The 14,965-nt window shown below is 43.9% G+C and carries 14 protein-coding genes and 1 pseudogene; 8 read left to right on the top strand and 7 right to left on the bottom strand.

Going from position 1 to position 14,965, the window contains the following annotated elements; translation table 11 throughout:
* Positions 1 to 702 precede the first annotated feature (702 nt).
* The 6 genes and pseudogenes from QVD32_RS03525 to QVD32_RS03495 all read left to right on the top strand — a co-directional run bounded on the left by QVD32_RS03525 (position 703) and on the right by QVD32_RS03495 (position 7,385).
* Complete coding sequence (locus QVD32_RS03525; RefSeq protein WP_021892014.1) at positions 703 to 1,317, top strand: TetR/AcrR family transcriptional regulator; 615 nt, start codon at positions 703 to 705, stop codon at positions 1,315 to 1,317.
* A gap of 6 nt (positions 1,318 to 1,323) precedes the next feature.
* Positions 1,324 to 2,604 (top strand): TolC family protein, encoded by a 1,281-nt coding sequence (locus QVD32_RS03520; RefSeq protein WP_021892015.1) that lies wholly within the window; start codon positions 1,324 to 1,326, stop codon positions 2,602 to 2,604.
* Positions 2,605 to 2,616: 12 nt separating this feature from the next.
* On the top strand, positions 2,617 to 3,510 hold the full coding sequence (locus QVD32_RS03515; RefSeq protein ID WP_008861010.1) for an HlyD family secretion protein: 894 nt from the start codon (positions 2,617 to 2,619) through the stop codon (positions 3,508 to 3,510).
* Between the two features lie 21 nt (positions 3,511 to 3,531).
* Positions 3,532 to 5,182: pseudogene (locus QVD32_RS13290) on the top strand (ATP-binding cassette domain-containing protein).
* Between the two features lie 2 nt (positions 5,183 to 5,184).
* Positions 5,185 to 6,279: an ABC transporter permease gene (locus tag QVD32_RS03500; RefSeq protein ID WP_021892018.1), complete on the top strand. Its 1,095-nt coding sequence runs from the start codon at positions 5,185 to 5,187 to the stop codon at positions 6,277 to 6,279.
* Positions 6,280 to 6,281: 2 nt separating this feature from the next.
* Positions 6,282 to 7,385: an ABC transporter permease gene (locus QVD32_RS03495; protein WP_021892019.1), complete on the top strand. Its 1,104-nt coding sequence runs from the start codon at positions 6,282 to 6,284 to the stop codon at positions 7,383 to 7,385.
* A 144-nt stretch (positions 7,386 to 7,529) separates the two neighbouring features.
* Here QVD32_RS03495 and QVD32_RS03490 read toward each other — a convergent pair whose 3' ends face one another.
* Together QVD32_RS03490 and QVD32_RS03485 are read right to left on the bottom strand one after the other, a co-directional pair.
* Complete coding sequence (locus tag QVD32_RS03490) at positions 7,530 to 7,718, bottom strand: hypothetical protein (RefSeq protein WP_021892020.1); 189 nt, start codon at positions 7,716 to 7,718, stop codon at positions 7,530 to 7,532.
* 13 nt (positions 7,719 to 7,731) lie between these two features.
* Positions 7,732 to 8,061 (bottom strand): hypothetical protein, encoded by a 330-nt coding sequence (locus tag QVD32_RS03485; protein ID WP_021892021.1) that lies wholly within the window; start codon positions 8,059 to 8,061, stop codon positions 7,732 to 7,734.
* A 747-nt stretch (positions 8,062 to 8,808) separates the two neighbouring features.
* Between QVD32_RS03485 and bcp the strand changes: the two genes are divergently transcribed.
* Together bcp and recA are read left to right on the top strand one after the other, a co-directional pair.
* On the top strand, positions 8,809 to 9,264 hold the full coding sequence (bcp, locus tag QVD32_RS03480; RefSeq protein WP_021892023.1) for a thioredoxin-dependent thiol peroxidase: 456 nt from the start codon (positions 8,809 to 8,811) through the stop codon (positions 9,262 to 9,264).
* A gap of 12 nt (positions 9,265 to 9,276) precedes the next feature.
* On the top strand, positions 9,277 to 10,308 hold the full coding sequence (gene recA / locus QVD32_RS03475) for a recombinase RecA (RefSeq protein WP_008861003.1): 1,032 nt from the start codon (positions 9,277 to 9,279) through the stop codon (positions 10,306 to 10,308).
* 709 nt (positions 10,309 to 11,017) lie between these two features.
* Here recA and QVD32_RS03470 read toward each other — a convergent pair.
* The 5 genes from QVD32_RS03470 to QVD32_RS03450 all read right to left on the bottom strand — a co-directional run bounded on the left by QVD32_RS03470 (position 11,018) and on the right by QVD32_RS03450 (position 14,841).
* Positions 11,018 to 11,887, bottom strand: coding sequence for a YwqG family protein (locus QVD32_RS03470; protein WP_021892024.1), 870 nt, complete (start codon positions 11,885 to 11,887; stop codon positions 11,018 to 11,020).
* Between the two features lie 91 nt (positions 11,888 to 11,978).
* On the bottom strand, positions 11,979 to 12,344 hold the full coding sequence (gene secG, locus QVD32_RS03465) for a preprotein translocase subunit SecG (RefSeq protein WP_021892025.1): 366 nt from the start codon (positions 12,342 to 12,344) through the stop codon (positions 11,979 to 11,981).
* 6 nt (positions 12,345 to 12,350) lie between these two features.
* Positions 12,351 to 13,064, bottom strand: a complete 714-nt coding sequence (locus QVD32_RS03460) for a hypothetical protein (RefSeq protein ID WP_021892026.1) — start codon at positions 13,062 to 13,064, stop codon at positions 12,351 to 12,353.
* 4 nt (positions 13,065 to 13,068) lie between these two features.
* Positions 13,069 to 13,566, bottom strand: a complete 498-nt coding sequence (locus tag QVD32_RS03455) for an LptE family protein (protein WP_008860999.1) — start codon at positions 13,564 to 13,566, stop codon at positions 13,069 to 13,071.
* Positions 13,567 to 13,578: 12 nt separating this feature from the next.
* Positions 13,579 to 14,841, bottom strand: a complete 1,263-nt coding sequence (locus QVD32_RS03450) for a sigma-54 interaction domain-containing protein (protein WP_021892027.1) — start codon at positions 14,839 to 14,841, stop codon at positions 13,579 to 13,581.
* Positions 14,842 to 14,965: the final 124 nt, after the last annotated feature.

Raw genomic sequence — 14,965 nt, 5'->3', positions numbered from 1 at the left:
ACACAGGGGAGGAGGATTGCAACGCAGTCTTTTTCCCTATATTGTTTTGTAGCGCCCCGCAATGCTGCGGGACACGGCAGGGGGAGAGATTGCGATTTGATTTTGTTGCTGTTACTGTCGCTGTTTTTTAACCCCTCCGTTCTTCGGACACCTCCCCTATATTTTACGTTGCAAAACACAGGGGAGGAGGATTGAAAAGCAGCCTTTTTCCCTATATTGTTTTGTAGCGCCCCGTAATGCTACGGGGCACAGCAGGGGAGAGGGTAAATGCTAAATATTTCATTTTATCTAACGTTATCCTCAAAAATTTCTAAGCTATTAATCTTAACCCCTCTCCTCAGAAATGGGTGTTTCTTCGGGGGCTCCCCTGTGTTGCGTCAGCAATATAAGGGAGACGTGTAATCGCTAAAATTCAAGTCTGTCCCCACGAATTTTCTACTGAATCTTATTTACTTCCAGATGCTTCGTGGAAATTAATCGCTCTATTCTTGGGATTGCCTGTCGTTATTTCGGTTACAGGGGATTGCCTATGTTGTTGATAAACCCGCTATTTCTTTCGTTTTTCCTATTGGATTAGCGGACGATAGTGTTAAATAAATACAAAAAGAAAGAAGAGTGATGTTATTCTGAAATGATATCTTATATATTTGTATTAACAAAATTGTTAGACTAAATTATTAAACTATATTGTTAATACAAAATATGAAAAAGAAAGATACCGAATCGGAGATTTTGAAAGCGGCCGAGCAAGAGTTTATGTTGAAGGGATTCGATGGGGCAAAGACTACTTCGATCGCGCATGCAGCTGGCGTGACACACGCCATGTTGCATTATTATTTCAGAACGAAGGAACAGTTGTTCGAGCGTATTCTTACAGAAAAAGTACAATTGATGAGCGAGTCGGTTCTGGCTGCTTTCGGTCAACCGGGATTGCCTCTCTTGGAGCGGCTGAAAGACGGAGTTACCTGTCATTTTGATTTCATTGCCGCTAATCCGCAATTACCTCGTTTTATCGTAAACGAGGTTTTTAGCCGTCCTGAACGATATAAACTTATGAGCGATAAAATCGTGAAAGTGGCAGATTGTTTGATGAAGGGTATTCAGCAGGAGTTGGACGAGTTGCATGCGCAGGGAAAGGTAGAATGGGTCGATGTCCGAATGTTATTGTTGGATATTATTTCTCTTAATGTTTTTCCGTTTATTGCCTATCCGATTATAGAGCCTATATTGGGAGATATTGCTGCCGATCGGAATCGCTTTTTTGAATTGCGTAAGGCTGAGAATATTGAAATGATTATGCGTCGTATAAAAAAATAATGAATTATGAAGCGAGTTGTTATTTTGTGTGTATGGCTGTTCTCGGTAGTTGCCGGGCATGCTCAACTTTCGCTCGACGAATGCCGGCGACTTGCCCGGGAAAATTATCCAGAAATTCGTCAGTACGATTTGGTTCACCAAACCGAACAGTATAACCTTTCTAATGCTGCGAGGGCATGGATACCGCAGCTTGCTTTTTCCGCTCAGGCTACTTGGCAGACCGATGCGCCTAACTTCCCGAAGGAACTGACCGGTATGTTGGCTCAGCAAGGTCTGGAAATTCCGGGATTGAGAAAAGACCAATATAAAGTGGCATTGGAATTGAACCAAACGATTTGGGACGGGGGCAAGTCTGTTGCCGACAAGCGTATAGCCAGAGCAGAGGCCGCCGAACAGAAAACGATGACAGATGTCGATCTTTACGAACTGGAAGGCCGGGTGGACGATCTCTATTTCGGAATCCTTTTGCTCGACGAGCGCATAGCTCAAACGAATTTGACACTGAATCTTCTACGGAGTAATTTGGAAAAAGTCCGGGCGTTGCAGAGGAACGGGGTGGCGATGCAGTCCGATGCCGATGTTTTGGAGGCCGAGTTGCTTTCGGTAGGACAGCAGCTCATTCAGTTCGAGTCTTCTTGCGATAGTTATCGTCGTATGTTAGGCATATTCATCGGACAAAAGGTGGGCGATCGAAAGTTGCAGCATCCCAGTGCCGTACAGCCCCTGTCGGGAGAATCGGCACGTCCCGAGTTGGCTATGTTCGCAGCGAAGATAGACAGGCTTACGGCGCAAGAAAAGATGGTAAAATCGTCGTCTATGCCCCGCTTGGGATTTTTTGCTCAGGGATATTATGGTTATCCGGGATTGGACTATATGCAGAGTATGATGAATAACGATTGGAGTTGGAATGCTATGCTCGGCGTGAAATTGTCTTGGAATTTCGGAGCTTATTATACACAGAAAAATAATTTAAATAAATTGCGTACTTCTCGGCAGCAGGTCGAAGTTCAGCGAGATGTATTCCTTTTTAATATGAATTTGCAGGCGGCTCAGGAGAATGGGGATATCGCGCGTTTACGCAAGGCGATTGCCGATGACGACCGTATCGTGGCTCTTCGTCGGTCGGTACGCGAGGCGGCCGAGTCTAAATTGCGGAACGGAATTATAGATACCCATGACTTGTTGTCGAAGATTACCGACGAATCCACGGCCTCTATGGCTCGCAGCATGCGTGAAATAGAATTGCTGAAAGCAATTTATGAATATAAACATACCATTAATCGATAAATACAGCGTAAAATGAAAAGGATAGCAGTTTATAGCGCCATGACTGTCGTGCTGGCAGCTTGTGGCAACGGTGGAGATTTTGATGCAACAGGAACGTTCGAGGCAACCGAAGTTCTCGTGTCGGCCGAAGCGGCGGGCCGTATTCTCAGCTTCGATGTCGAGGAAGGCGATACTCTTTCGGCAGGGAAACAGGTAGGTGCGATAGATACCGTACAGCTTTATTTACAGAAGTTGCAATTGGAGCGTCAGCGGGCTTCGGTGCATAGTAACCGTCCTGATATTTCCAAGCAAGCAGCGGCTTTGAGGGGACAAATCGCCCAACAGGAGACAGAACGTCGCCGAGTGGAAAATTTGTTGAAAGACGGGGCGGCCACTACGAAGCAGTTGGACGATATTAATGCGTCTCTTCGGGTTTTGAACGGGCAGTTGGATGCTTTGCTCTCGACCTTGAAAAACAATACGTCGTCGATCGATGAAAATGCATCGGCTATTGATTTGCAAATAGCTCAGGTCGAAGACCGTCTTTCCAAATGTCGTATCGTTTCTCCTATCGACGGTTCGGTATTGGTGAAGTATAGCGAGGCCGGGGAGTTGGCTGCGACCGGTAAGCCTTTGATGAAGGTCGCCGATATGGACCGATTGTATTTGCGGGCTTATTTCACATCGGATCAGTTGTCCGATTTGAGCGTGGGGCAGGAGGTTACCGTCGTTGCCGATTTCGGGGGAGATAAGCAGAGAGAATATCCGGGTCGCATTACATGGATTGCATCGGAGAGCGAGTTCACACCCAAGTCGATTCAGACCCGTGATACCCGAGCCAACCTCGTTTATGCGGTGAAAATCGCGGTCGAGAACGACGGCCTGTTAAAAATAGGCCTTTACGGAGAGGTGCGTCTTCATCAATAACAACTTAAAACAAATAGGGAGATGGCTGTACGGAATGTCATAGAAATACGAGGATTGACCAAGCGGTACGGTTCGCTCACGGCAATCGAAAATATAACGTTCGAGGTGAGGCGGGGGGAGTTGTTCGGTTTGATAGGTCCCGATGGAGCCGGCAAGACCACGCTTTTTCGTCTGCTTGCGACGTTGCTGAATCCCGACGATGGAGTGGCGACAGTAGATGGATTCGATATTGTCGGGCAATATAAAGAAATCCGAAAACGGGTGGGATATATGCCGGGGCGTTTTTCGCTTTATCCCGATCTGTCGGTTGAGGAAAATCTTGAATTTTTTGCAGCCCTGTTCGGGGTAGGAGTGAAAGATAATTATGATTTGATCGCTCCTATTTACACTCAAATAGAACCGTTTCGAAAACGGCGTGCAGGGAAATTGTCGGGTGGCATGAAGCAGAAATTGGCTTTGTGCTGTGCTTTGATTCACCGTCCGTCGGTGTTATTTCTCGATGAGCCTACGACCGGGGTCGATGCCGTTTCCCGAAGTGAATTTTGGGATATGTTGTCGGAGTTGAAAAGCAAAGGTATTTCGATTCTTGTTTCTACGCCTTATATGGACGAGGCTTGTCGTTGCGACCGTATAGCCTTGTGCAATAACGGAAAAATTCTGGGGATAGATACTCCTGCCGGTATTACGGAGCGGTTCGATGAACCTTTGTATGCGTTATCGGGAGACAATATGTACGGATTACTCGTCGAGGCTCGTAGGATAAAAGGCGTGAAGGAATGTTACCCGTTCGGTGAGTCTCATCATTTAGTTGCCGATAGTATGTTCGATTCCGATGAGTTTGTGACTCATTTGAACGGACAAGGTTTTCATAATGTTTCGATTCGTCCGGTCGAACCCGGAATCGAAGATGTTTTTATAAAATTGATGCAGCATGAATGATATAATTATATCGGTTAGGGATTTGTGTAAATGTTTCGGCGATTTTGTCGCGGTCGACCATATAACGTTCGATGTGAAACGAGGGGAGATATTCGGTTTTTTAGGCGCTAATGGAGCCGGTAAGACCACAGCCATGCGTATGCTTTGCGGGTTGAGTTATCCGACATCGGGTCGCGGAATGGTTGCCGGGTACGATGTGATGACGCAGGGAGAGGAGATAAAGAAGCATATCGGTTATATGAGTCAAAAATTTTCGTTGTACGATGACTTGACCGTTCGCGAGAATATCCGTCTGTATGCCGGAATTTATGGGCTGAGCCGTTACCAAATGCTTCGCCGGACGGTGGAGATGTTGAATCGATTGCATTTCCGATCGGAAATTGATACGCTAGTAGGTTCTCTTCCCTTAGGCTGGAAACAGAAGTTGGCTTTTTCCATTGCGACTTTGCATCGCCCGGAGGTGGTTTTTCTCGACGAACCCACGGGAGGAGTGGACCCGGTTACCCGTCGTCAATTTTGGGAGATGATTTATGAAGCCGCTTCCGGGGGAACAACTGTTTTTGTAACTACGCACTATATGGATGAAGCGGAATATTGTTCGAGGGTATCTATCATGGTCGATGGAAAAGTAAAGGCTTTGGGTTCTCCGGCCGAATTGAAGAAACAATATGCTGTCGGGTCGATGGACGAAGTTTTCAGGATTTTGGCTCGCAGCGCTAAACGGGGAGAATAGATATGGGAGGATTTTTGTCATTTGTCAAAAAGGAGGCTTTGCATATTTTACGGGATAAACGCACGATGTTGATCGTGCTGTTGCTCCCTATCGTGCAGATTCTTTTGTTTGGTTTCGCTATATCGACCGAAATGAATAATATCGATTTTGCCGTAGTGGCTCCCAATCGTACGGAAACTATTCGACAGCAAATCGAGCGTATGGAAGCCAATCCGTATTTTACATTCAAAGGATATATTTCTCAGGCTGAGATCGACGATGTTTTGCGGAAAGGCGATGTTACCGCGGTGGTGGTTTTTTCTGAGGATTATGATCGGTTGGTAACGAATGCCGGGATTGAGGGAGTCTCAGAGGCGGCGGTGCAGTTTATTCTCGATGCGTCGAACCCCAATAATGCAGGTACAGGTTTAGGATATTTGCAAAGTTCTTTTCAGTCGGGAATTTCCGTTGCGTCGGTCGCTCCGGCGACACGGGTGTTGTACAACCCGCAGATGAAGAGCTCTTACAATTTCGTGCCGGGAATCATGGGATTGATTTTTATTTTGATTTGTGCCATGATGACTTCTGTATCTATCGTGAGGGAAAAAGAGACCGGTACGATGGAGGTATTGTTGGTGTCGCCGGTGCGACCGATATGGATCATTTTTGCCAAGATGATTCCTTATTTTTTGCTTTCGTGCGTGAATCTTGTCGTTATTCTGGTATTGGCACGATATGTCCTCGGAGTACCGATGTCGGGTTCGATGGTTGGTTTAGTAGGGCTTTCTTTACTCTATTTGGTGCTTTCACTGGCATTAGGATTGTTTATTTCTACAATGGCTAATACGCAGGTTACGGCAATGCTCATTTCGGGTATGGTACTGATGTTGCCTATTATAATGTTGTCGGGAATGTTGTTTCCGGTGGAGAATATGCCCGGCATTTTACAGGCATTGTCGTGTATCGTGCCGGCTCGTTGGTATATCGATGCCGTGCGAAAACTGATGATAGGGGGCATGCCGTTCGCCGAAGTATGGCAGCAAGCCTGTATTCTCTTTGCCATGACGGCTGTTCTGGTGGGTGTCGCCCTTAAAAAGTTTAACGATAAACTCGAATAACGATGAAAACATTGTTTGTTTTATTAGATAAAGAGATACGACAATTTTTTCGGAATGCGTTCTTGCCGAAGTTGGTGATTGTTTTCCCTGTAATGGTGATATTGATTATTCCGTGGGTAACAACGATGGATGTGCGGCATATAGGCGTTTCGGTGGTCGATAATGATCATTCGGAGACTTCCCGGCGGATTATCCAGAAAATAGAGGCTTCGGACTATTTTAATTTGAGAGGCGTTACCGAAAGTTATGACGACTCGTTCGCTTTGTTGGAAGGGGGTGAGGCCGATGTGATACTGACTATCCCGAACGATTTCGAACTTTCGTTAATTGGTGATTCGCCCAAGCGGATAGGGATAGACGTGAATGGTATAAACGCTATGAAAGGGGGACTTGGCTCACAGTATATGGTACAGCTCGTCATGCAGACTTTCGGCGAATTACAGCAAGAGAAATCGGTCGTTGTATCTCCCGATTTGTTTACGGTGCAGAATCGGTATAATCCTACTCTCGATTATAAACATTTCATGATACCGGCATTGATGATTATGTTGCTGGTAATGATTTGCGGTTTTTTACCGGCTTTGAATCTCGTAAGCGAGAAAGAAATAGGTACTATCGAGCAAATCAATGTTACTCCGGTTAGTCGTTTATCGTTTACATTGGCTAAGTTGATACCCTATTGGATTATCGGTTTTCTTGTATTGACCGTCGCTATGGTGTTGGCATGGTTGGTTTACGGGCTTTCGCCCGAAGGTTCTCCCGGCTCCATTTATCTGGCGGCTTTGCTTTTTGTGTTTACGATGTCGGGTATGGGGGTGACAATCGCTAATAACTCGTCGACCATGCAGCAGACCATGTTTGTCATGTTCTTTTTCGTGATGATTTTTATTTTGATGAGCGGATTGTTCACTCCGATAGAATCTATGCCGACATGGGCGCAATGGATTACATACATTTTGCCGCCTCGTTATTTTGTCGAGGTGATGCGTTCGGTTTATCTGAAAGGAACGATGTTTATCGAATTATGGCCTAATTACGTGGCATTAGCCGTCTTTGCCGTTTTGTTCAATAGTATGGCGGCATTGACGTATAAAAAGCAGGCTTGATTTGGTATAAGATTTTGTCGAATTTAGCTTGGAATTTTTTTACTGAGTTAAAGAATAATTTTTTTCTGTTTTTTATGATGTAATAGAGGATATAAATGAGTCCTCTATTACATCTGTCTTATGGGTTTAATAAGATTATGCTATTTACTTATCTTTGTTAGACCCTGTTTGCATGGCATCATTCAGTAACTCGATGTTATCGTTGGTCGTTTTTTTCCAATCGGTCGATTCCATTGTGCTGATGAATGAGGCGCATGATGAAAACAATAATGTTGTGGTAACAATGAACAAGAATGTCATTGTTGAATTTGATCTGAAATTTTTAACTTTCATACTCGCTTTTTTATTATTGTGCTCTTGCAGAAATAACCCTTCTTTTTTGATATACTTTGCATTTTTTACCCTTGTATTCTCCCGGACCTTGATATGTTCCAGAAGAAGAACATGTCGATGAGCATTGACTTATAGCCTTTTCCTCGGCTTCATGGGGCGTTTCGGCATAAAAGGAGAATTTATTACTACTTGTGCCTGCTGGTTTTTCTCCCATGTAACTACCGTTACTATCATCGTAATATTCATATATTATTTCGTATGTAACGGTAACTTTATAATTTTTTCCTGCATAAGTTATACCTATTCCTAGTATTAGAAACAGAATTAAAAATAAATTTTTCATAATAGTAAAATGTAAAAATTCCTACTCGTTTTTATTATCGGCCTTTCGGAATACTCCGTTGTTTGAGTGCCAGAAATCGTGGGTTAGATACGTACACAAAAAAAGCGTGGCACTTTTTAACATATCTTGCTATCTAAGGTGTTTGGCGAAACCTAGGCAAACAAGATAATACAAAAAGCCCACGCTACACGTGAGCATTTCACCTATTATCCTTCTTTGCCTTTTAAGTCGCCAAACTTTTAGATAGGAAGAATATAGCTAAAACGCTTTTTTCAATATGTTTTTATAGTGTATGTATCGGATTCTTTATATAATCATAGGCAATATTTTTTATCATCACATGCAAATATAACAATATTTTTGAAATAGGGGAATATTTTATTGACCAAATGGTTATAGAGGATTTGTTAAATTGTGAGTTAATCATTTCGATTGATGGATTTATTTGTTAGTATATATTAACTTTTATGTGTATATAATCTGCTTATGTCCGGTTCTATATTTGTATCGCTTAAAGATAGAGCGGAAAGAGAATGGAAATGAGTTTACCGGATTATAACGGGACACGGCCGATTTTCATGCCTTCGTCAGAGAAAAAATAGGTAATTGTCTATTTGGTTTTGATGGAAGGAGAGAGAAAAAGTGGTATATTTGTGTAATGAACAAAGGCAAGTGTGTGCGGTATAGATAGGACGGTTTTGTCGCTGTTTTCTTGTACACTATTTTTGTAAACTAATAGAATATAGTATGGCATTGAAACGAGGAGATAAAGCGCCCGAGATATTGGGTGTAGATCAGACTGGTAAGGAGATTCGGCTAAGTGATTTTGCCGGAAGTAAATTGATACTTTATTTTTATCCGAAAGACAATACGCCCGGGTGTACTGCCGAAGCATGCAGCTTGCGGGATCATTACGCCGAATTACAAGCATCGGGCTATGCCGTGATAGGCGTGAGCAAGGACGGCGAGGCATCTCATCGCAAGTTTATCGAGAAGCAGTCTTTGCCGTTTTCTCTTATAGCCGATACCGAGTGTAAATTGAACGAGGCCTTCGGTGTGTGGCGGGAGAAAAAGATGGCCGGTCGTACTTATATGGGAACGGTGCGGACTACTTTTATAATAGATGAGAACGGTGTGATCACCGATATTATAGAAAAGGTGGATACAAAGAATCATGCTTCACAAATTTTGAAAAATAAATAAAAATATATCGTTATGGAAGAACAACAAGAAACTGCCGGCAAACGAGTGCCGGTTTCGTCTGAGAAATTAAAGGCTTTACAAGCGGCCATGGACAAGATAGAAAAGAGTTATGGCCGAGGTGCTATTATGAAACTGGGAGATGACTCGGTAGAGGAAGTCGCTGTGATACCCACTGGTTCCATCGCTTTGAATGCGGCGTTGGGAGTAGGAGGTTATCCGAGAGGCCGTGTCATCGAGATTTATGGACCGGAGTCGTCTGGTAAAACGACTTTGGCCATACATGCCATTGCAGAGGCTCAAAAAGCGGGTGGTATTGCGGCTATTATCGATGCCGAGCATGCGTTCGATCGCTTTTATGCCGAAAAGTTGGGTGTCGATGTGGAGAATCTGTGGATTTCGCAGCCCGACAGTGGAGAGCAGGCGTTGGAGATTGCAGACCAGTTGATTCGTTCATCGGCTGTCGATATAGTCGTTATCGACTCGGTTGCCGCTTTAACTCCTAAGGCTGAGTTGGAAGGAGATATGGGTGACTCGAAAATGGGTTTGCAAGCCCGGTTGATGTCACAGGCGTTGCGTAAACTCACGGCGACGATCAGCAAGACAAACACGACCTGTATTTTTATCAACCAGTTGCGCGATAAAATCGGGGTCATGTTTGGAAATCCCGAAACGACGACGGGAGGTAATGCCTTGAAATTCTATGCTTCCGTGCGTCTCGATATACGTCGGGTCAGTCAGTTAAAAGATGGTGATGAGGTTATCGGTAACCAGACTCGTGTGAAAGTGGTGAAGAATAAAGTCGCACCACCTTTCCGCAAAGCCGAGTTTGACATCATGTTTGGCGAAGGGATTTCCCGTGCAGGAGAGATTATCGATTTGGGAGTCGATAAAGGTATTATCAAGAAGAGCGGCTCTTGGTTCAGTTACGGGGATACTAAACTTGGGCAAGGTCGTGATGCCGCCAAGAAATGTATAGAGGATAACCCCGAATTGGCCGATGAATTGGAAGCCGCTATAATGGAGGCCTTGAAACCTGTAAAATAAATATATTGGGTAGCCTAAAAGAAAAAGAGCCGAATTTTTTCGGCTCTTTTTCTTTTTATAATGTCGGGTTAAGATAGATTGGAGTTTTCGGCACAGTAGGAAATCAGAGGGGATTGTGCTATCCAATCTTTTAACCCCTCTCCTCAGAAACTATTGTTTCTTCGGTGTCTCCCCTATATTGCTGGCGCAACACAGGGGAGAAGTTTAAAATCTATCCTTATGCAGAAATGAGAAATATCATTTTTAATCTTCTCCCTATGTGGCGAAGCCAGGTAGGGGGAATGGTTGAGATTTGATTTTGTTGCTGTTACTGTCGCTGTTTTTTAACCCCTCCGTCACTACGTGCCACCTCCCCTATATTTTGCTGCGCAAAACACAGAGGAGGAGGGTGAGATGTATTTCTCTTTCGCTTCTATTCCGATTTTATACGTGCCACCCTGTAATGTTACGGGGCACGGCAATGGAGGAGCTTAAAAATGTTCGAAGTGGATTTCACCCTCCTCCTTGCTGAGCCTCATAGCCTTACAGGGTGTTTGTTGTCAAGTAAGATATAGGGCGGGTGTCGAGTAGTAAAGGAGGGGTTGATTTTTGTCAAAAATCTATTCGGCTGCTTGTTTAACCACTCGCCGAGGGAACCGGAATGTGCTTGTCGGCATGACATCGCTAAAATTCATGTCTATCCCACCGATTTTCTACTGAGCCGAATTTTCTAATAGCATTGCAGCTCGAATTGAATTTGACTGAAATCTCGCCTTTCCAAGTCTCGTTGCCGGATATAAAAGTAAAGGCTTCCGCAGTCCCCGAACGGTATATCTACCTCTTCTTCCTCGATACAGTTGAGTTGCAGAAGTAAAATCCATTCGCGGGCAGACTTTTTGCTATATGTCTGTTGTTTCTCCTCTTGCGCTCTCGATTCGCATGCTTCGGCTATACCGTTTTGAATGAGTGAGGCGTATCCCAAGATACGTCCGGCCGATTCCATGTGGGGATATCCCCATTTCCCTAATTTTCGTTCTATGATATCCCAATCGGTATATGCGGTGTTGTCATCGCCTGTCATACCGACATAATCTTCCCAATCGGGAGCACAAGTATGTGCTGTGAATTTGAGCGCCATTTCGGGAAGCCTGTGTTCTTCCGGGAGATTGTCGGGGAAATCGGTCGGTACTAATTCGGAAATGGGGGTAGGGGTGTATAATAGTTTTGCTCCCTTACTATTTCTCCACGGTTGATTCGTGAGATCATAAAAGAGATAGAACATGCCTTCGTGTGGAAGGAGATTGTCTGTGTCGTAAACCGATAGTTCTTCGCAAGATAGTTGCAGGAAAAACGGAAGAACGATGTGTTCGCCGTATTCATCGGTGTAGTGAGGCCATTCGAATTTTTTCGGTAAGGCCGGTTTTCCCCCGAATTTAGATTGTACGGGGGCTGCTTTTCTTTTTTCAAAGTCGAAAAAGATTCCGTTACGAACAAGTGCCTGTATTTGCTCTTTGAGCTTTGCTTCGGTTTCTATCTCCGAAGGTTTTTCATCGTTTCGGTTATGTCGGAAAAGATGCCAGAATGGTTTTGTGTCGTCCATGGTAAAAGTAAAATTTCGATTTGTAAAAAAATGCCCGAACACATTACGTTCGGGCTTGATATATGAAAATTTATAAAAGTCTTTTCATATTTTAGTTTGCAGGAGCTTCTTGAACAGGAGCCTCTTGTGTCGGTGTTGCATTATTTCCGGTAGCAGGCGTTTCAAATCCGGGAAGAGCTGCCGGTGCTTCGGTATTTACAATGTCTTTAATTTCCGATACGGAAGATTGCTGCCCGTTGTGAGAAACGAATACGGTAGCTATGCTCAGAACCATGATAACAATAGCAAGAGTCCATGTCGCTTTTTCCACAAAGTCGGTTGTTTTCCGAACTCCCATGATTTGATTCGATGATGCGAAGTTAGAAGCAAGACCTCCTCCTTTTGATTTCTGAACCAATACAATACCTATCATCAGCAATGATGCCAAGATGATAAAAACGGTTAATACTACTGACATTTTTTATTATTCTGTTTTTATGTTAATAATCAATTTTTCCAAAAATCTTATTTGGTCTGCAAAGTAAATATTTTTTTCTGGATATTTCAAACTTAATTTTTTAATTATTTGCAATGCTTTCTCATATCGTCTTTGTTTGATATAGATTTTTGCTAAACTTTCCGTGAAGAAAGTGTCGTCGTTGCTGCTTTCGGAGGAGGCGGATTGTTCTGTATTCTCTTGATCGCGACCGGTTGTTTTCGGTAGAACGGCAGGAGATGGATTTGTCTCGTGCTCGTGAACCGGCGTTGTGGCTAAATTGGCCTGTTCTTCTTTTTGCAGGTTGCTTATATAGTCCGATTGAGCGAGTATATTGCCTGAAATAATTCGGTCGAGGCTTTCTTCTTCATTACCTCGTTTTTGCTCTTTACGGTATGTTCCCAAAAACAGATCGATCGCTTGCATGGTGCTGTCGGTTCGGGGAGCTTTCGGATAGAGGTCGGCGAAAGATTCTCCTTCGACTCCGAGAATGGTCTCTAAGTGCGCATGAGGACTGGCGTAAATCAGAGCCTGTTGTATGCGCTTCTCGTCGGGCATGGCTCCCGGTGTGAATTTCAGATAGAGAAGTTGCGGGATACTGAAATAGGGATAATCCGCGGCCATTTGGTCGGCATCGGATTTCGAGATTGTTTCATCGCCAATCCCGTTTAGAAGGTTTCGTATTTGTTCCCGGGTTATCATAGTGTTACCAGTTGGCTACCGTCGCGTTGAAAATTTGATCTACCAGCTCGTCTGTGATTTGTTGGATAAGTTCATCTTGCACATCGGTTAACATTCGGTCGCTGGAAAAGTCCTTATACCCGGAGAATGTTTGGTCTATGTCATACTGAGGGTCTTTGGTGTTGGTGAATCTTACCCTTACAGAAATAGTCAGGCGCGTTTGCGATGCGTATGCGTTTTCTGTTACGGCTTGCGGGGTGAGGTCATAGTTCGTGATTTCTCCTTCCAATTGCAGGTCTCCTCCGCTGCTAACCATTTGTAATCGTGTTTGCCGAGTATAAGCATTTTTCAATGAATTGGTGAACAACTCTTCCAATGGAGGGTAAACCAATGCCGCTTTAATGGGAAAGTTTGCTACCGATATGGTCTTGGTCGTTTCGTAATTGATCGAAGCTCCGTTGAATTTATAAGAGATACTGCATGACGACAGTATGACGAGTAATATAGTCGTTAAACGTTTCATTGTCGTGCGGCTCTATTCTAAGTTATATTCTTTAATTTTACGATAAAGAGTCCTTTCGGATATTTTTAATTCTTCGGCTGTTTTTTTCCGTTTTCCGTGATTACGTAATAATGCCTTTTTGATGGTCTCTTTTTCCGTATCTTCGAGTGTCGTAGGTTGTTCCTCGATATATTCGGGTTCGTTGGGTATTATTTCTCCTACGGTGTCTTCTATGGCCGTTCGTTTGGCGGACGGGACATGTACCGGAACAGATGGTACGATAGGAGTAAGAGCCATCGATTGTGCGACAGGAACCGGTTGGGGCGTTTGAGCGTAAGGAGTTTGTCCCTGAATTTTCTCCCTCGTCAGTTCTTCTACTTTCGTATGTAAGTCTGCCAGCTCTTTTTGCATTTCGAACAGCGTCTTGTAGAGCATTTTTCTTTCTTTCTCGAAGAAGGAGTGCTCTTGTTCGTTCGAGGTAGCGCGAGCCGGTAATTTTTCGATATTATATTGGGGCAGATAGTTTTGCAACGTTGCTCCGTCTACGTCTCGGTTCGTTTCGAAAATAGAGATTTGTTCGGTGATATTTTTTAGCTGCCTTACATTTCCCGGCCAACGGTAGTTGAGCAGTACGGTGCGTGCATCTTCCGTCAGTTGGATTACGGGCATTCGGTAACGCTCAGCAAAGTCCGTAGAAAATTTACGGAATAATAGGAGAATATCCTCAGACCGTTCTCTCAATGGGGGAATTTCGATGTGTATCGTGCTGAGCCTGTAATACAAATCTTCCCTGAATTTTCCTTCCGAAACGGCTTTTACCATGTCCAAGTTGGTCGCAGCGACGATTCTTACATTGGTTTTCAAAACAGTGGAAGAACCGACTTTTAGAAATTCTCCGCTTTCGAGTACGCGCAATAATCGAGCCTGAGTCGTGAGGGGTAATTCGCCGACTTCGTCTAAGAAAATTGTTCCTCCGTCGGCTTCTTCGAAATAACCTTTTCGTGCAGATAATGCGCCAGTAAAAGCTCCTTTTTCATGCCCGAACAATTCGGAATCTATGGTTCCTTCGGGTATCGCTCCGCAGTTTACGGCAATATATTTTCCATGCTTTCGGGAACTGTTGGCATGTATAATCTGTGGAAAGAACTCTTTTCCCGCACCGCTTTCTCCGGTAATAAGCACAGCCAAATCGATAGGTGCGATTTGTAGAGCTCTTGTAATGGCTCGAATCAGACCCGGAGCATTTCCTATAATGCCGAATCGTTGTTTGGTTTGCTGTATTTCTGCCGGAATCATCTGTTTTCTAATAAAAATGTATTTACAAACATAGCGAAAAGTAAATGCAGAACGAAATGAATAGATTCGTTTTCCAAACTGAACCGATGCTATTTCTGCATTTTATGCAAAGATACATATTTTT

It is taken from the genome of Barnesiella sp. (assembly GCF_022723415.1).
GTDB lineage: Bacteria > Bacteroidota > Bacteroidia > Bacteroidales > Barnesiellaceae > Barnesiella > Barnesiella intestinihominis.
Note: the sequence above shows the minus strand (reverse complement) of the source record. Positions and strands in the feature narration are given on the sequence as shown.

What these genes read in the sequence shown, in the direction of transcription:
- QVD32_RS03490 (WP_021892020.1), bottom strand. Translation starts at nt 7,718, where the DNA reads ATGAAAGTTAAAAATTTCAGATCAAATTCAACAATGACATTCTTGTTC.
- QVD32_RS03450 (WP_021892027.1), bottom strand. Translation starts at nt 14,841, where the DNA reads ATGATTCCGGCAGAAATACAGCAAACCAAACAACGATTCGGCATTATA.
- bcp (WP_021892023.1), top strand. Translation starts at nt 8,809, where the DNA reads ATGGCATTGAAACGAGGAGATAAAGCGCCCGAGATATTGGGTGTAGAT.
- QVD32_RS03485 (WP_021892021.1), bottom strand. Translation starts at nt 8,061, where the DNA reads ATGAAAAATTTATTTTTAATTCTGTTTCTAATACTAGGAATAGGTATA.
- QVD32_RS03500 (WP_021892018.1), top strand. Translation starts at nt 5,185, where the DNA reads ATGGGAGGATTTTTGTCATTTGTCAAAAAGGAGGCTTTGCATATTTTA.
- QVD32_RS03525 (WP_021892014.1), top strand. Translation starts at nt 703, where the DNA reads ATGAAAAAGAAAGATACCGAATCGGAGATTTTGAAAGCGGCCGAGCAA.
- QVD32_RS03455 (WP_008860999.1), bottom strand. Translation starts at nt 13,566, where the DNA reads ATGAAACGTTTAACGACTATATTACTCGTCATACTGTCGTCATGCAGT.
- recA (WP_008861003.1), top strand. Translation starts at nt 9,277, where the DNA reads ATGGAAGAACAACAAGAAACTGCCGGCAAACGAGTGCCGGTTTCGTCT.
- QVD32_RS03520 (WP_021892015.1), top strand. Translation starts at nt 1,324, where the DNA reads ATGAAGCGAGTTGTTATTTTGTGTGTATGGCTGTTCTCGGTAGTTGCC.
- QVD32_RS03515 (WP_008861010.1), top strand. Translation starts at nt 2,617, where the DNA reads ATGAAAAGGATAGCAGTTTATAGCGCCATGACTGTCGTGCTGGCAGCT.
- secG (WP_021892025.1), bottom strand. Translation starts at nt 12,344, where the DNA reads ATGTCAGTAGTATTAACCGTTTTTATCATCTTGGCATCATTGCTGATG.
- QVD32_RS03460 (WP_021892026.1), bottom strand. Translation starts at nt 13,064, where the DNA reads ATGATAACCCGGGAACAAATACGAAACCTTCTAAACGGGATTGGCGAT.
- QVD32_RS03470 (WP_021892024.1), bottom strand. Translation starts at nt 11,887, where the DNA reads ATGGACGACACAAAACCATTCTGGCATCTTTTCCGACATAACCGAAAC.
- QVD32_RS03495 (WP_021892019.1), top strand. Translation starts at nt 6,282, where the DNA reads ATGAAAACATTGTTTGTTTTATTAGATAAAGAGATACGACAATTTTTT.